This window comes from Paraburkholderia sp. Cy-641, from assembly GCF_011752945.1.
Classification (GTDB): Bacteria; Pseudomonadota; Gammaproteobacteria; order Burkholderiales; family Burkholderiaceae; genus Paraburkholderia.
This window is the reverse complement of the sequence record NZ_VWWM01000028.1, coordinates 18,909-34,115: the sequence shown is the minus strand read 5'-3', so window position 1 is coordinate 34,115 and position 15,207 is coordinate 18,909. Positions and strand designations below refer to the sequence as shown.

Genomic DNA, 15,207 nt, shown 5'->3' with positions numbered 1-15,207 from the left:
GCGACAGATCGCGGGAACCTTATCGGCCGGGCTTGTCAGGCCATCGTGGCGGCCACGTTCCAGTGGCAAAAACGCGCTCGTCAGAAGCGCACGGTGACCTGCAAACCGCCGGCCGGCGCTTCGTCGAGCGACACTTGCGCATGCTGTTGCACGGCGATGCGGCGCACGATCGCAAGACCGAGGCCGCTGCCCGCCACATCGGTGCGCACGCGGTCCGCGCCGGCACCCGCGCGATAGAAGCGGTCGAACACGCGCTCGCGATCCGCGGGAGCGATGCCCGGTCCGCTATCGGCGATCCGCACGACCGGCCGCCCCCCCTCGACACGCAGGCTCACGTCGACCCGGCCGCCATGCGGCGTGTACTTGGTCGCGTTGTCGAGCAGATTGTTGAACATCACACGCAGCGCCTCGGCCTCGCCGGTCACGGTGGCGGCCTCGCTCGCCTCGATGCCGAGATCGACGCCGCGGTTCATCGCCAGCGGCGCATAGGTTGCGACGCAGTCCTGCAACAGTGCGCGCAGATCGAGCGCTTCGACCACCGCCACGCCGTCGGGCTCGGCACGCGCAAGCGCGAGCAACTGCTCGGCGAGGCGAGTGGCACGCGTCACGCCAGCCTGCAGATCGGCGAGCGCCTCGCCGCGCGCGGTTTCGTCCCGCGCGCGCGCCACCAGTTGCGACTGAATCTGCACGGCGGCAAGCGGCGTGCGTAATTCGTGCGCGGCATCGGCGACGAACGCCTTCTGGATGTCGAGCGCGGTCGCCAGCCGTTCGAGCAGCCCGTTCAACGCGCGCACGAGCGGCTGCACCTCGAGCGGCAGACGCTGGTCCGGCAACGGCTCCAGTGCTTCCGGATGACGCGCGTCGAGCGCGCTCGTCACGCGCCGCAACGGCTTCAGCCCGCGTCCGACGATCACCCACACCGCGAGCCCGAGCAGCGGCAGCAGCACGATCAGCGGCCACAGCGTGCGCAGCGCCACGTTCGCGGCGAGCCGGTTGCGCACCGACAGCGGCTGCGCGAGCTGCACGACATTGTCGCCGACGATCGCGCCATACACGCGCCATTCGCCGCGATCCGTGCTCTCGGTCGAAAAGCCGAGTTCGGCGCGCGGCGCGAGCGGCGCACGCGGGCGCGAGTAGTACATCAGCATGCCGTTGCGATTCCAGATCTGCAGCACGATGCCCTCGTCGCCGGTATCGCGCCCGAGCACCTGCGAAAACGGCTCGGCCGGCAGCGCGGCGGCAATCTGTTCGAGCTGGTAGTCGAACAGCTCGTTCGCCTCGGCAAGTGCCTGGCGGTAAATCAGCCATCCCGCGATGCCGACGCCGAGCAGCACGATCGCGATCAGCCAGATCAGCAGTTGACGGCGGATCGAGCGCATCGGCTCAGGCTTCCTTCGCGATCATGTAGCCGAGTCCGCGCACGTTGCGGATCAGTTCGGCACCGAGCTTCTTGCGCAACGCGTGGATGTAGACCTCGACGGTATTGCTGCCGATCTCCTCGCCCCAACCGTACATCTTTTCTTCGAGCTGGCTTTTCGACAGCACCGCGCCCGGCCGCGCGAGCAACGCCTCGAGCAGCGCGAATTCGCGCGCCGACAAGGCGACCGGCGCGCCGTCGAGCGTGACCTGGTGCGCGGCCGGATCGAGGGTCAGCGTGCCGTGGCGAATCGTCGAATCGCTGCGGCCGGAATGACGGCGGATCAGCGCGCGCATGCGTGCGCCGAGTTCGTCGAGATCGAAAGGTTTGACAAGGTAATCGTCGGCGCCGGCGTCGAGGCCCTTGACGCGGTCGGCGACCGCATCGCGCGCGGTGACGATCAGCACCGGCAGCGCATGGCCGCGCGTGCGCAGCGTACGCAGCACTTCGAGTCCGTCGCGCTTGGGCAGGCCGAGGTCGAGCAGCGCCAGATCGTAAGGCTGGCTGGCTACCGCATGCAGCGCCGCTTCGCCGTCCTCGACCCAATCGACGGCAAAGCCTTCGCCGCGCAGCGCCTTGCGCACGCCCTCGGCGATCATCCGGTCATCTTCGACAAGCAGGATGCGCATGATTGTCCGTTCCGAAACGTTTGATGATGCCGCATTCTAGCGCCCGCCTCCAGGCTGCGCGCCGCCCCGCGCTTTTTTCACCGCAGCGGCATGGCATGTCACTACAATGGGCGCTTTGCGTCGCGCGGCGGCCGCACGGTTTCGAGCGGTCGCGCGCGACGTCTCGCGCAGGCCGGACGTATCGACCGGCTCCGGCGTTTGCACGGACCGCAAGGCCGCGCTGCTCCGCCCGCCCGTCATGCGACGGCCGGCGGGACACGCGGCGCGACACCGTCAGACAGGCCGGTCGCCGCAGCCGTGCTCCACCCGTGCGCGTGCCCTGAAATTTTGCCCGTTTTTGCCCGTTCGTTTGCTTCCTCGCCCGTTCATGACGCCTGCCTTTCTGTCTTCCGTCGCACGCCGTGTCGCGTCGCGGCCGCACCGCTCCCCCGCTTTCGCCACGCTCATGCCGAGCCGCCTCGTGGCGCGCCCGGCTGCCTGGCTTCTTGTCGCCGCGCTCGGCGCGGCCGCGCTGCCGCCGCACACGGCCGAGGCGCGCGTCAAGACCACGCATCCCGGCGTGAACGTCACCACGGTGCTGCCGCCGCAGGTGATGGCCGGCCTGCATCGCGCGCACGTGCCGCTGTCGTCGATCAGCGTAGTCGTCGAGAAAGTCGGCGACCGCACGCCGATCCTCGCGCTGAACGCCGGCAAGCCGATGCTGCCCGCCTCGACGATGAAGCTCGTCACCACTTACTCCGGCCTGTCGATTCTCGGCCCCGACTACCGCTGGCGCACGAGCGCGTACTCGGACGGCACGCTCGACGCGAGCGGCATGCTGCACGGCAATCTGTACATCCAGGGCACTGGCGACCCGAAGCTCGTGCCCGAGGAACTGATCGATCTCGTGCAGAAGATCCACAAGGCGGGCATCACCGGCATCGACGGCGCGCTCGTGCTCGACAAGCGCTACTTCGATCCGTCGACGCGCGACCTGCCGCCGTTCGACGACGACACCACCGCGCCGTACAACGTCGGCCCCGATCCGCTGCTCTACGCGTTCAAGTCGCTGTCGTTCACGCTGACGCCATCGGCGGACGGCACGGTGGCGATCGACGTGCTTCCCGCGCTCGCGCAGTTGCGCATCGACAACCAGCTGCACGCGACGAACGGCCCGTGCCGCGGCGAAGCGCCAACGCCGAGCGTCACGCCGCAGCCCGACGGCACGCTCGTCGCGTCGTTCACCGGCGACCTCTCGATGCGCTGCGACGCGCGCACGGTCAACGTTGCCGTGCTCGATCACTCGGCGTTCTTCGCGGGCGGCTTCCTCGCGCTGTGGCAGCAAACCGGCGGCACCTTCCACGGCGCGACGCGCGAAGGCGCGGTGCCGCTCGGCGCGAAGCTCGTCGCGACGCACGAAGGGCCGGTGCTGTCCGACATCGTTCGCGATATCAACAAGTTCAGCAACAACACGATGGCGCGCAACCTGTTCCTGACGATCGGCGCCGTCGAGGAGCACGCTCCCGCGACCCCGGCGAAATCCGTGCGCGCCGTCGAGGACTTCCTGCGCCGCGACAGCCTGAACACGGAGTACCTGACGCTTGAAAACGGCTCGGGCCTCTCGCGCGACGAGCACGTCACCGCGCTCATGCTCGCCGATCTGCTGCAGCGCGCCAACGCGAGTCCGGTCGCGCAGGTGTTCGTCGAATCGCTGCCGATCGCCGGCGTCGACGGCACGATGCGCAACCGCCTGACCAACCAGGGCGCGGGCGGCAACGCGCACATCAAGACCGGCACGCTGCGCGACGTGCGCGCGATCGCCGGCTACGTGGCATCGGCCGACGGCAACAGCTACATCGTGGTGAGCCTGATCAACGATCCGCATTCGGAAGCCGCGCGCGCCGCGCACGACGCGCTGCTCGAATGGGTCTACGACGGCCCCTCGCAAGGCTTCACGAAAGTCTCCGCGCCGCTCGAAGAACCGCGTGCAACACCCAGCAAAAAACCGCGCAAGCGCGCCGGCCACTGAGTATTCCTTCTAGCGACGCCGCACGCGGCGAGCGCCCTAACCGTGTACGCTGTCGGGCAGCATGCGGCGCGCGACAGCGCGCGCCTGCCGCACAGGCCGCGTGATCCACCTCAGGATCACGCGGCCCACACCAACGATAACGACACCACCCGTCGCGCACCGCGCGGCGCTCGGGGACCAGGAACGGAGACACGATGCAATTCGACGCCGAATTGCTGCTGCTCGCGATGGCGCCCGTCTTTCTCGCCTGCATCGGCTGGGAGGCGTGGCACGCGAGCCGTACGCGCCCGGCCGAGCGGCTCTACAACTGGCGCGACACGCTGTGCAACGCCGCGCTCGCGATCATGCAACAGGCCGCCGACAAGCTCGCGTGGCTCGCGATCATCCCTGTCTACGCGTTTTTCTACGAGCATGACCGCCTTCATACCTGGCCGGCGAGCTGGATGTCGTTCGTCGTCCTGTTCGTCGCGCAGGACCTGCTCTATTACGTGTTTCACCGCTGCAGCCATCGCGTGCGCTGGCTGTGGGCCGCGCACGTCGTGCATCACTCGTCGGAGCGGATGAATTTTTCGACCGCGTTCCGCCAGAGCCTGATGTACCCGGTCGCCGGCATGTGGGTGTTCTGGATTCCGCTCGCGGTCCTCGGCTTCCCGCCGAAGCAGATCGTCGCGATCGTGCTCATCAATCTCGGCTTCCAGTTTTTCGTGCATACGCAGATGATCGGCAAGCTCGGCTGGCTCGAATACGTGTTCAATACGCCGTCGATCCACCGTGTGCATCACGCGCGCAACGCACGCTACATCGATCGCAACTACGCAGGCGTGCTGGTGATCTGGGACCGTCTGTTCGGCAGCTACGTCGACGAAGATCCGCACGAGGCTCCGCAGTACGGCATCGTCGAGCCGCTGCACACGCATAACCCGTTGAAGGCGACGTTTCACGAATGGGCCTCGATGGCCGCCGATTTCGCGAGCGTGCGCGGCTGGCGCGACAAGTGGCGCGCACTGTTCGCGCCGCCCGCGTGGGCCGCCGCCTATCACGTGCGGCGGCAGGCGGCCGGCCCTACGGAGCCGGCCACGCCGAACGCCTATGCACAGACACGCGCTCACGCGCATCCGGGCACGGAATCGGGCAAGACGATGGGAACACGATAAATCGGGCAAGCGCCAATCGGTCCGGCTCGAACACGATTCAAATTCATACGGCCATGTTCCGGAAACCGTAGAAGATTCTGTAAGCTGTCGTCACGCCGCCGACGCGACGGACGCCGCCTGCAACACATGGCATAAGGGCCACACATACGAGGAGATGTCGTCAACATGAACCAAGCAGCTTCGAAGAAACAGCAATGGGTCCGCGTCACGCAGATCGCCGTGGCGAGCGCGGCATTCGCCGCCCTGGCGGCGTGCGGCGGCGGTGGCGACGACAACAGCAACGCGAGCAGCACGCCGCCGGGTGGCGTCAAGCTGCAGATCGTCTCGTTCGGCGACAGCCTCTCGGACGTCGGCACCTACGGCCCGTCCGTCCAGGCGAGCGTCGGCACGGGCGGCGGCCGCTTCACGACGAACCCGGGCGAAGTCTGGACGCAGAAGGTCGCCGAGTACTACGGCGACACGCTGAGCGCCGCCTACGTCGGCGGCTTCGGCCAGCCGCTCACCGCGAACGGCGGCCTCGGCTACGCACAAGGCGGCTCGCGGGTCGATCTGCAGCCGGGCGAAGGCTACGCGCCGAACAACCTCGCCGCGACGACGGTGCCGATCACGGCCCAGGTCACCGAGTACCTGAGCGCGCACGGCAGCTTCAACGCGAACCAGCTCGTGCTGATGAACGGCGGCGCGAACGACGTCTTCATCCAGGCGCAAGCGGTCTCGGATGCCGGCACGGCGGCGGCAACCCAGGTGCTCGAAAGCGGCGGCACCGCGGCCGACGCGCAGACGGCCGCCGCGACGGCCTCGCAGGCGGCAACGGTGAACGCGCTGCAGGCGATCGGCGTCGCGGCGGCCACGTTCGTCGGCACGGTGCAGAAGGTGATCGCATCCGGCGCGACGCATGTGGTGGTGTCGGACATCCCCGATATCGCGCAGACGCCGCAAGGTCTCCAGGCCGGCGCGCAAGGCCAGGCGCTCTTCAGCGCGCTGGTCCAGACCTATAACGGCGTGCTGCAGCAGCAGCTTGCGTCGAACAAGCAGGTCATCTACGTGAGCGCCTACGCGTGGCAGGACCAGACGATGGCGAACTATCAGTCGCTAGGCTTCACGGTTTCGAATACGGGTACCGCGTGTAACCTGACGTCGATGGCCACCAACGCAACCAATTACGCGACGAAGAATCCCGCTGTGCTCCTGCCGGGACAGACGGCCGCGGCGTTCGGCAGCGCATTCGCGTCGTCGCTGTTCTGCTCGCCGCAAACCTACACGGTGGCCGGCGCGGACCAGACCTATATGTTCGCGGACCTCGTGCACCCGACCACGCATCTGCATTTGCTGTTTGCGCAGCAGGTCGAGAAGCAGGTCGCGGCGAGCGGGCTTGGGAAGTAAAGGGGGATTCGGGCGCGGGGCTGGCGTGTTTGCCGCGCCATGAAGTCGAGCCTAGCGAACGATACGCTCAGCCCTGCGCCTCGAAAGCCGCCGCCGCGCGCCCGAGCCGGTCGTTGACCGCGATCCATTCGATCGTGTCGGGCAGCTTCTCGATCAGAATCCGCGTGACGTTCGCGCGATCGAGCGCCCGCAGCAGACCATACAGCTCGCGAGCGTAAGCATGCGGGTCTTCCGGCGCGGCGACGAAATGCACGCCTTCGGCGTCGGCCCAACGCCCGGCACGCGACGCCCGCGCGACCAGGGCCACGCGCTCGCCGGTCTCGCGCACCGCGAGCAGCGGCTCCAGCTCGCCGAACGGCAGCAGCGCGAGCGGCGTGCGCGGCGCGTAATGTGCCTTCAGCGTGCCGGACGCGCGCGGTGCCGTCGCATCGGAGCCATCGGGCAGACGCGGCGCTTCGCCAAGCACGTCGGCGATATCCTGCGGCGTGACGCGGCCCGGCCTCAGCAGCGCCGGAAAACCGCGCGACAGGTCGAGAATCGTCGACTCGATCCCGACATCCGACGCGCCGCCGTCGAGCACATGAATCGCGCTGCCGAACTCGTCGCGCACATGCTGCGCGGTGGTCGGGCTCACATGACCGAAGCGGTTCGCCGACGGCGCGGCCACTCCGCCATGCCCGCCGCGCAATGCGCTAAATGCCTCGAGTAAAGCCTGCGCCACCGGATGCGACGGACAGCGCAGCCCCACCGAATCCTGCCCGCCGCTGACCGCCGCGGGAATATGCGCGGCACGCTTGAGGATCAGCGTGAGCGGCCCCGGCCAGAACGCGTCGATCAGGCGCTGCGCCTCGCCCGGCAAATGCTCGACCCAGTAGTTCGGATCGCCCTGCGGCGCCAGATGCACGATGACCGGATGATTGGCGGGCCGCCCCTTCGCCGCGTAAATGCGCGCAACCGCGTCGGGGCTCTCGGCGTCGCCGCCAAGGCCGTACACGGTCTCGGTCGGGAACGCGACGAGACCGCCCGCGTCGAGCAGCGCGGCCGCGTGCCCGATCTGCGCGGCGCTGACCGGCAACGCATTGGCGGCGCTCGCGGAGTCTTCGGCGGGTTTCTGTTGATCCGGCATGGCGCGCGCGTCAGTTCGTGATGATGCGCAGCAGCCGCGCGCAATCGCGCGCCGCCGTGCGGGCTTCTTCGAGCGTCGGCGCCGTAAAGTTCACGTGCCCCATCTTGCGGCCGCAACGCGCCTCTTCCTTGCCGTACAGATGCAGGCGCGCGGCCGGCAGCGCGGCGACTTCCTGCCACGGCGGCGTGACCGCCGCGCGCTTCGGACCATCCGGGAACCACACGTCGCCGAGGATGTTCAGCATGACCGCCGGCGAATGCTGACGCGTGTCGCCGAGCGGCATGCCGGTCATCGCGCGCACCTGCTGCTCGAACTGGCTCGTCGCGCAGGCGTCGACCGTGTAGTGGCCGGAGTTGTGCGGGCGCGGCGCCATTTCGTTGGCGACGAGCGAGCCGTCTTCGAGAATGAAGAACTCGACGCACAGCACGCCGACATAGCCGAGCTTCTCGGCGATCTGCAGCGCGGCCTGTTGCGCCTGCTGCACGAGTGCGGGCGAGGCGTCCGGCGCGGGCACGATGGTGTGCGACAGCACGCCGTCGCGATGCGTGTTCTGCGCGAGCGGATAAACGACCGACGCCCCGCTCGCCGCGCGCGCGATCAGCGCCGATACCTCGAACTTCAGCGGCAGACGCTTTTCGAGCACGCACGGCACGCCGCCGAGCGATGCATGTGCCTCGCGCACTTCCTCGGCGTTGCGCACGCGGACCTGGCCTTTGCCGTCGTAGCCCAGGCGCGCCGTTTTCAGGATGCCGGGCAGCACGGCTTCGAGCTGAGCGTTGTCGAGCGCGGCAAGCGCATCCGACGATTCGATCACGACGTGCGGCGCCACCGTCACGCCCGACGACGCGATGAAGCGCTTCTCGGCGATCCGGTCCTGCGCGACGGCAACGCACCGCCCCGCCGGGCTCACGAAGGTGGTCTTCGCGAGAAAGTCGAGGCTCGCGGCCGGCACGTTCTCGAATTCGGTCGACACCGCCGCGCACAGCCGCGCGAGTTCGGTCAGCGCCGCTTCATCGTCGTAGGCCGCGCGCAGGTGGCGATCGGCGACCGCGCCGGCCGGACTGGTTTCGTCCGGATCGAGCACGGCGACGCGATAGCCCATCGCCTGGGCGGCAAAGCAGAACATGCGGCCGAGCTGGCCGCCACCGACCATGCCAAGCCATGCGCCGGGCAGAATCGGTGAAACCGGTGTGTTGTCTGGGTTCATCTTGGTGGTCGGTCGCGGCCGGATACGCCTTGCGCTCATGCGGCGAGCGGCGGGCATCCCGGCCGGGGGTCGGACAGGAGACGTCCTGGTCTTTAAAAACAACCGGCGCGCTTACAGCGCCGGCAATACCATCGCATGAGCCGCTTCGTTCTGGCGCACGCGGAATGCAGCGAGCTTGTCCGCATATTCGGCGCTGGTGCCGGACAGCAGCGACACCGCGAACAGCGCCGCGTTCGCGGCTCCCGCCTCGCCGATCGCAAACGTCGCGACCGGCACGCCCTTGGGCATCTGCACGATCGAATGCAGCGAATCGACGCCCTTCAGATACTTGCTCGCGACCGGCACGCCGAGCACCGGCACCGTGGTTTTGGCGGCCAGCATACCCGGCAGATGCGCCGCGCCGCCCGCGCCCGCGATGATCGCGCGGATGCCGCGCCCGCGCGCGCTTTCGGCATAGGCAAACATTTCGTCAGGCATGCGATGCGCGGACACGACCTTCGCTTCGTACGGCACGCCGAATTCCTGCAGGATCGCGACGGCGTTCTTCATGACTTCCCAGTCGGAACTGGAGCCCATCAGCACGCCGACGACCGGCGCGTCATGCGTATGGGCGGTTTGTGCTTCACTCATCTCTACGGCTTCCTTGCTTCCTTGTTTCCGGGCAATGCGCGCCTGACGCGGCGCGCGCAATCCGATCAGTCGAGCGTGTGCCCGGTCAGGCGCTCGAGCGCTTCCTGGTATTTCTCGCCCGTTTTCGCGACCACGTCGTCCGGCAGCTTCGGTGCCGGCGGCTCTTTCTTCCACGGCTGGGTTTCGAGCCAGTCGCGCACGAACTGCTTGTCGAACGACGGCGGGTTGGTGCCGACCTGGTACTCGTCCGCCGGCCAGAAGCGCGACGAATCGGCGGTCAGCGCCTCGTCCATCAGGTACAGCTTGCCGTGATTGTCCAGACCGAATTCGAACTTCGTGTCCGCGATGATGATGCCGCGCGTCGCGGCGTAGTCCGCGGCTTCCTTGTACAGGCGGATCGAGATGTCGCGGATCGTGGCCGACAGTTCGGTGCCGATGCGGCGCTCCATCTCGTCGTAGGTGATGTTTTCGTCGTGGTGGCCCATCTCGGCCTTGGCGGCCGGCGTGAAGATCGGCTCGGGCAGCTTCTGCGCATTCTGCAGGCCCGGCGGCAGTTGCACGCCGCACACCGAGCCGGTGGCCTGGTAATCCTTCCAGCCGCTGCCGGCCAGATAGCCGCGCACCACCGCTTCGACGAGGATCGGCTCCAGACGCTTGACGACCACCGCGCGGCCCTTCACCTGCTCGACTTCGTCCGGCGCGACCACCGACTCGGGCGCGACGCCCGTCAGGTGATTCGGCACCACGTGCTTGAGCTTCTCGAACCAGAAGTTCGCCATCGCGTTGAGCACGCGGCCCTTGTTCGGAATCGGCTCGCCCATGATGACGTCGAACGCCGACAGACGGTCGGTCGTGACGATCAGCAACTGGTCGTTGCCCACCGCATAGTTGTCGCGGACTTTACCGCGGCCGAGCAGCGGCAGCGAGCGGAGCGTGGATTCGTAGAGGGTAGACATCGTCGTGGTTCGCTAAAAGTGGGGCAAAAAGTGTGACCGGAACAAAAGGGAAACGCCGTTCCCCCGATGATGCGGGAACGGCGATCTAACGACAACCTGGCCAAACGGCCAGCAGGCCGGGCGAAAAGCCGGCCGGAACGACAGCTTAGCGGACGACTTGCGCGAGCTCGCCCGACTTGTACTTCTCCGCGATTTTATCAAGCGAGACCGGCTTGATCTTGCCGGCCTGGCCTTCGCAGCCGAATTGCGTGTAGCGGTCGATACAGACCTTCATCGCCGCTTCGCGCGCCGGCTTCAGGTAGTCGCGCGGATCGAACTTGCCCGGGTTGGTCGCCATGTAGCGGCGGATCGCGCCCGTGATCGCGAGACGCAGGTCGGTGTCGATGTTGACCTTGCGCACGCCGTGGCGAATGCCTTCCTGGATTTCCTCGACCGGCACGCCGTAGGTTTCCTTCATGTCGCCGCCGAATTCGCGAATCTCGGCCAGCAGTTCCTGCGGCACCGACGACGAGCCGTGCATCACGAGGTGCGTGTTCGGAATGCGCGCGTGAATTTCCTTGATGCGTGCGATCGAGAGAATGTCGCCCGTCGGCTTCTTGCTGAACTTGTAGGCGCCGTGCGAGGTGCCGATCGCGATCGCCAGCGCGTCGCACTGGGTCAGCTTGACGAAGTCGGCGGCCTGCTCCGGATCGGTCAGCAGCTGCTCGCGCGTCATCGTGCCTTCGGCGCCGTGGCCGTCTTCCTTATCGCCCTTCATCGTTTCGAGCGAACCGAGCACGCCCAGCTCCGCTTCGACCGTGACGCCGATCGAGTGCGCCGCTTCGACAACCTTGCGCGACACCTCGACGTTGTACTCGTACGAGGCGACCGACTTGCCATCGGCTTCGAGCGAGCCGTCCATCATCACGCTCGTGAAGCCGCTGCGGATCGCCGCCATGCACACCGCCGGCGACTGGCCGTGATCCTGGTGCATCACGACCGGGATGTGCGGATACGATTCGACCGCCGCTTCGATCAGGTGACGCAGGAACGGCTCGCCCGCGTACTTACGCGCGCCGGCCGATGCCTGCATGATGACCGGGGCGTTGACCTTGTCGGCCGCGGCCATGATCGCCTGCACCTGCTCCAGGTTGTTCACGTTGAACGCCGGCAGGCCGTAGCCGTTTTCGGCAGCATGGTCCAGCAGTTGACGCATTGATACGAGAGGCATGCTGTAACTCCTTAGATTGAAACGAATTCTTTTGTCGTCGGCATCTTTTGCGGCGATTCTATCGCGAAGCAGGCGGCGTTCCCGGGCTCGCAACGGCGTTTTGGTGCGCCGTCGCACACGAGCCGTACGGATGCCGGGGTGCCGGCCTGCTTCGCTCAATCGGGCCTGTGCCGATCGAGCGGGTCCTACCCGATCAGTACGGTTCGCCAACCCGCACGATCTTCAACGTGTTGGTGCCGCCGGCCTGGCCCATCGGCTCGCCGACCGTCAGCACGACCATGTCGCCATGCGACGCATAGCCCTTGCGAACCACGGTTTCGAGCGCCTGCTGCAAGGCGGTGTCGCGGTCGGTGTTGGTGTCCAGATGCAGCGAGGTCACGTTGCGGTACAGCGCCATCGCCCGCTCGCTGCCGACGCGCGGCGTCAGCGCGAAAATCGGCACGTGGGTCCAGTGGCGCGACATCCACAGCGCGGTCGAGCCCGACTCGGTCAGCGCGACGATCGCCTTCGCGCCGAGGTGATAGGCCGTGAATAACGCGCCCATCGCGATCGACTGGTCGATGCGCGTGAACGTGCGGTCGAGGAAGTCCTTGTCGAGTTCCGACTGCTCCGACTTCTCGGCTTCGAGACAGATCGCGGCCATCGTCTCGATGGTCTGCACCGGATACTTGCCCGCCGCCGATTCCGCCGACAGCATCACCGCGTCGGTGCCGTCGAGCACCGCGTTCGCGACGTCCGACACTTCCGCGCGGGTCGGCACGGGTGCGTGGATCATCGACTCCATCATCTGCGTCGCGGTAATCACGAACTTGTTCGACTCGCGCGCCATGCGGATCATGCGCTTTTGCAGCGCCGGCACCGCGGCATTGCCGACTTCGACGGCCAGATCGCCGCGCGCGACCATGATGCCGTCCGATGCGTCGAGAATGCCCTGCAGCGCCGGAATCGCTTCGGCGCGCTCGATCTTCGCGATCATCTTCGGCTTGATGCCGTACGGCGCGCCAGCGATGTTCGAGAGCTGGCGGGCCATTTCCATGTCGGTGGCGTTCTTCGGAAACGACACCGCGATGAAATCGACGCCGAGCGACATCGCCGTGCGGATGTCTTCCATGTCTTTCGCGGTCAGCGCGGGCGCCGACAGCCCGCCGCCCTGGCGGTTGATGCCCTTGTTGTTCGACAGCTCGCCGCCGACCTTCACGATCGTATGGATCTCGTTGCCGATCAGGCGCTGCACGTCCAGCACGATCAGGCCGTCGTTGAGCAGCAGCACGTCGCCCGGCTTCAGGTCGCGCGGCAGGTCCTTGTAGTCGAGGCCGACGCGCTCGTCGTTGCCGAGCTCGCAGTCGGCGTCGAGGATGAACGGATTGCCGACGACGAGCGTCGTGCGGCCGCTCTCGAACTTGCCGACGCGGATCTTCGGCCCCTGCAGGTCGGCCATGATGGCGACTTCACGGCCGGCCTGGCGAGCCGCCTCGCGCACGAATTCGGCGCGCTGGCGGTGGTCGTCGGCGGTGCCGTGCGAGAAATTGAGCCGCACGACATCCAGCCCCGCACGAATCATTTGCAGCAGGATTTCCGGTGTGCTGGAAGCCGGACCGATAGTAGCGACAATCTTGGTGGCGCGATGCATGAGTCTCCTCGTCTGGATGGGATCGCTGGAAAGAGCACTGGGGGGCTGCTGCGGAGTCGGCGCATCGAAAGATGCTGCGTGGGGTCGCGCGCCGGCTGTGACCGGGGTCGCTTTGTGGGGTAATACGGGTGATGCGGTATGCGTGACCGGCGCCTCGCGCGCCGGGGTGTTGCCGTGCTGCTTGCCGGAAGGCTGTGCCGGCGGGGTCGAATCTGTTTGAGTGGAGCCGGTGCGGGGCGTTGGCGGCTGCTCCGCGCCGGCGGCGAGGGCATGCTCCGCAACCGGCTCCGCGGCCGCTCCGGCAACTGGCGCCGGTTCAGCGGTCACTGGCGCTGCCGGCACCTCGCCAGCCACCTCCTGTTCCGCCGTTGCCCGCACAGCGGTCGCGCGTGCCACGCGCTCCCCTGCCGTCGTTGCCGCGTTACCGCGCGGCGCTTGCGCGCCTCGCGCCTTGGTCGACTTCGCCGATGGGGAACGCGCCGCCACGTTAAGCCCGCGATTCCAGAACTTCGACCGCTGGCAGCTTCTTGCCCTCGAGGAATTCGAGGAACGCGCCGCCGCCCGTCGAAATGTAGCTGACCTGGTCGTGGATGCCGTACTTGGCGATCGCCGCGAGCGTGTCGCCGCCGCCGGCGATCGAGAACGCCGCCGAACGCGCGATCGCGTCCGCGAGCGTCTTCGTGCCGTTGCCGAACTGGTCGAACTCGAACACGCCGACCGGGCCGTTCCACACGACCGTGCCGGCCTTTTCGAGCTGCGCGGCAAGCGCCTGCGCGGTCTGCGGACCGATGTCGAGGATCATATCGTCGTCCTCTACGTCGGCGACGGCCTTCACTTCGGCCTTCGCGGTCGGCGAGAACGCCTTGGCCGTGACCACGTCGGTCGGGATCGGCACCGAGGCGCCGCGCGCCTTGGCCGCGTCGATGATCGCCTTCGCTTCGGCGACGAGATCGGCCTCGGCAAGCGACTTGCCGATCTTCAGGCCGGCCGCGAGCATGAACGTATTGGCGATGCCGCCGCCGACGATCAGCTGATCGACCTTCTCGGCGAGCGACTTCAGGATGGTCAGCTTGGTCGACACCTTCGAGCCGGCAACGATCGCGACGAGCGGACGCTTCGGTGCGCCGAGCGCCTTGCCGAGCGCTTCGAGTTCAGCGGCGAGCAGCGGACCCGCGCAGGCCACCGGCGCGTACTTCGCGATGCCGTGGGTGGTCGCTTCGGCGCGGTGCGCGGTGCCGAACGCGTCGTTCACGTAGATATCGCAGAGCCTCGCCATTTTCTGCGCGAGTTCGTCGGAATCCTTCTTTTCGCCCTTGTTGACGCGGCAGTTTTCGAGCAGCACGACCGAGCCCGGTGCGACGTCGACGCCGTTTTCGACCCAGTTGGCGACGAGCGGCACGTCGCGGCCGAGCAGTTCGGCGAGGCGCTTCGCGACCGGCGCGAGCGAGTCTTCGGGCTTGAAATCGCCTTCGGTCGGGCGGCCGAGGTGCGAGGTGACCATCACGGCGGCGCCGGCGGCGAGCGCGGCCTCGATGGCCGGCACGGAAGCGCGGATGCGGGTGTCTTCGGTGATGTTGCCTTGATCGTCCTGCGGCACGTTCAGATCGGCGCGGATGAACACACGTTGGCCGGACAGCTTGCCTTCGGCGATCAGGTCGGAGAGACGCAATACCTTGTTCATGGGCTTGAGTATGCGAGTGGATGAGAAGGCGGTGGCGGACTGCGCGCGGGGCGCTGCGCGGCGAACTCCAGCGCCGCGGCCCGGCGGCTCCGCGGGATTGGGCGCCGGCGGGATCGCCGCGGCACGGGCGCCTTGCTGCGGCGCGCTCAACCCGGAAAGCGGCATTTTAACTGATC

12 protein-coding genes are annotated in these 15,207 nt (G+C 67.4%); 3 read left to right on the top strand and 9 right to left on the bottom strand.

What is annotated here, in order from left to right:
- Positions 1-80: 80 nt before the first annotated feature.
- Both F3J20_RS16995 and F3J20_RS16990 read right to left on the bottom strand, forming a co-directional pair.
- Positions 81-1,379, bottom strand: coding sequence for an ATP-binding protein (locus F3J20_RS16995; protein WP_167283974.1), 1,299 nt, complete (start codon positions 1,377-1,379; stop codon positions 81-83).
- A gap of 4 nt (positions 1,380-1,383) precedes the next feature.
- A complete protein-coding gene (locus F3J20_RS16990) occupies positions 1,384-2,046 on the bottom strand; it encodes a response regulator (protein WP_167040856.1) in 663 nt (220 codons plus the stop codon).
- A 367-nt stretch (positions 2,047-2,413) separates the two neighbouring features.
- On the opposite strand from F3J20_RS16990, the gene dacB reads away from it, so the two are divergent.
- The 3 genes from dacB (at position 2,414) to F3J20_RS16975 (ending at position 6,591) form a co-directional block, all read left to right on the top strand.
- Positions 2,414-4,054 (top strand): D-alanyl-D-alanine carboxypeptidase/D-alanyl-D-alanine-endopeptidase, encoded by a 1,641-nt coding sequence (gene dacB / locus F3J20_RS16985; protein ID WP_167283973.1) that lies wholly within the window; start codon positions 2,414-2,416, stop codon positions 4,052-4,054.
- 194 nt (positions 4,055-4,248) lie between these two features.
- The gene (locus F3J20_RS16980) at positions 4,249-5,208 is read left to right on the top strand and encodes a sterol desaturase family protein (RefSeq protein WP_167283972.1); all 960 of its coding nucleotides are present in this window, start codon (positions 4,249-4,251) and stop codon (positions 5,206-5,208) included.
- Positions 5,209-5,373: 165 nt separating this feature from the next.
- Positions 5,374-6,591: an SGNH/GDSL hydrolase family protein gene (locus F3J20_RS16975; protein ID WP_167283971.1), complete on the top strand. Its 1,218-nt coding sequence runs from the start codon at positions 5,374-5,376 to the stop codon at positions 6,589-6,591.
- Between the two features lie 67 nt (positions 6,592-6,658).
- On the opposite strand, the gene F3J20_RS16970 is transcribed toward F3J20_RS16975, so the two are convergent.
- The 7 genes from F3J20_RS16970 to F3J20_RS16940 all read right to left on the bottom strand — a co-directional run bounded on the left by F3J20_RS16970 (position 6,659) and on the right by F3J20_RS16940 (position 15,031).
- On the bottom strand, positions 6,659-7,717 hold the full coding sequence (locus F3J20_RS16970; protein WP_167283970.1) for an L-threonylcarbamoyladenylate synthase: 1,059 nt from the start codon (positions 7,715-7,717) through the stop codon (positions 6,659-6,661).
- 10 nt (positions 7,718-7,727) lie between these two features.
- The gene (locus F3J20_RS16965; protein ID WP_167283969.1) at positions 7,728-8,924 is read right to left on the bottom strand and encodes a 5-(carboxyamino)imidazole ribonucleotide synthase; all 1,197 of its coding nucleotides are present in this window, start codon (positions 8,922-8,924) and stop codon (positions 7,728-7,730) included.
- A gap of 111 nt (positions 8,925-9,035) precedes the next feature.
- Positions 9,036-9,554 (bottom strand): 5-(carboxyamino)imidazole ribonucleotide mutase, encoded by a 519-nt coding sequence (gene purE / locus F3J20_RS16960; protein ID WP_167040838.1) that lies wholly within the window; start codon positions 9,552-9,554, stop codon positions 9,036-9,038.
- Positions 9,555-9,619: 65 nt separating this feature from the next.
- A complete protein-coding gene (locus F3J20_RS16955; RefSeq protein WP_167040835.1) occupies positions 9,620-10,510 on the bottom strand; it encodes a phosphoribosylaminoimidazolesuccinocarboxamide synthase in 891 nt (296 codons plus the stop codon).
- A 145-nt stretch (positions 10,511-10,655) separates the two neighbouring features.
- Positions 10,656-11,720, bottom strand: coding sequence for a class II fructose-bisphosphate aldolase (fba, locus tag F3J20_RS16950; protein WP_167040832.1), 1,065 nt, complete (start codon positions 11,718-11,720; stop codon positions 10,656-10,658).
- A 193-nt stretch (positions 11,721-11,913) separates the two neighbouring features.
- Entirely contained in the window at positions 11,914-13,350 is a 1,437-nt protein-coding gene (gene pyk, locus F3J20_RS16945) for a pyruvate kinase (RefSeq protein WP_167283968.1), read from the bottom strand.
- Between the two features lie 487 nt (positions 13,351-13,837).
- Positions 13,838-15,031 carry a phosphoglycerate kinase gene (locus F3J20_RS16940; RefSeq protein WP_167283967.1) on the bottom strand — a complete coding sequence of 398 codons (1,194 nt, stop codon included), beginning with the start codon at positions 15,029-15,031 and terminating at the stop codon, positions 13,838-13,840.
- Positions 15,032-15,207 lie beyond the last annotated feature (176 nt).

What these genes read in the sequence shown, in the direction of transcription:
- F3J20_RS16995 (WP_167283974.1), bottom strand. Translation starts at nt 1,379, where the DNA reads ATGCGCTCGATCCGCCGTCAACTGCTGATCTGGCTGATCGCGATCGTG.
- F3J20_RS16990 (WP_167040856.1), bottom strand. Translation starts at nt 2,046, where the DNA reads ATGCGCATCCTGCTTGTCGAAGATGACCGGATGATCGCCGAGGGCGTG.
- dacB (WP_167283973.1), top strand. Translation starts at nt 2,414, where the DNA reads ATGACGCCTGCCTTTCTGTCTTCCGTCGCACGCCGTGTCGCGTCGCGG.
- F3J20_RS16980 (WP_167283972.1), top strand. Translation starts at nt 4,249, where the DNA reads ATGCAATTCGACGCCGAATTGCTGCTGCTCGCGATGGCGCCCGTCTTT.
- F3J20_RS16975 (WP_167283971.1), top strand. Translation starts at nt 5,374, where the DNA reads ATGAACCAAGCAGCTTCGAAGAAACAGCAATGGGTCCGCGTCACGCAG.
- F3J20_RS16970 (WP_167283970.1), bottom strand. Translation starts at nt 7,717, where the DNA reads ATGCCGGATCAACAGAAACCCGCCGAAGACTCCGCGAGCGCCGCCAAT.
- F3J20_RS16965 (WP_167283969.1), bottom strand. Translation starts at nt 8,924, where the DNA reads ATGAACCCAGACAACACACCGGTTTCACCGATTCTGCCCGGCGCATGG.
- purE (WP_167040838.1), bottom strand. Translation starts at nt 9,554, where the DNA reads ATGAGTGAAGCACAAACCGCCCATACGCATGACGCGCCGGTCGTCGGC.
- F3J20_RS16955 (WP_167040835.1), bottom strand. Translation starts at nt 10,510, where the DNA reads ATGTCTACCCTCTACGAATCCACGCTCCGCTCGCTGCCGCTGCTCGGC.
- fba (WP_167040832.1), bottom strand. Translation starts at nt 11,720, where the DNA reads ATGCCTCTCGTATCAATGCGTCAACTGCTGGACCATGCTGCCGAAAAC.
- pyk (WP_167283968.1), bottom strand. Translation starts at nt 13,350, where the DNA reads ATGCATCGCGCCACCAAGATTGTCGCTACTATCGGTCCGGCTTCCAGC.
- F3J20_RS16940 (WP_167283967.1), bottom strand. Translation starts at nt 15,031, where the DNA reads ATGAACAAGGTATTGCGTCTCTCCGACCTGATCGCCGAAGGCAAGCTG.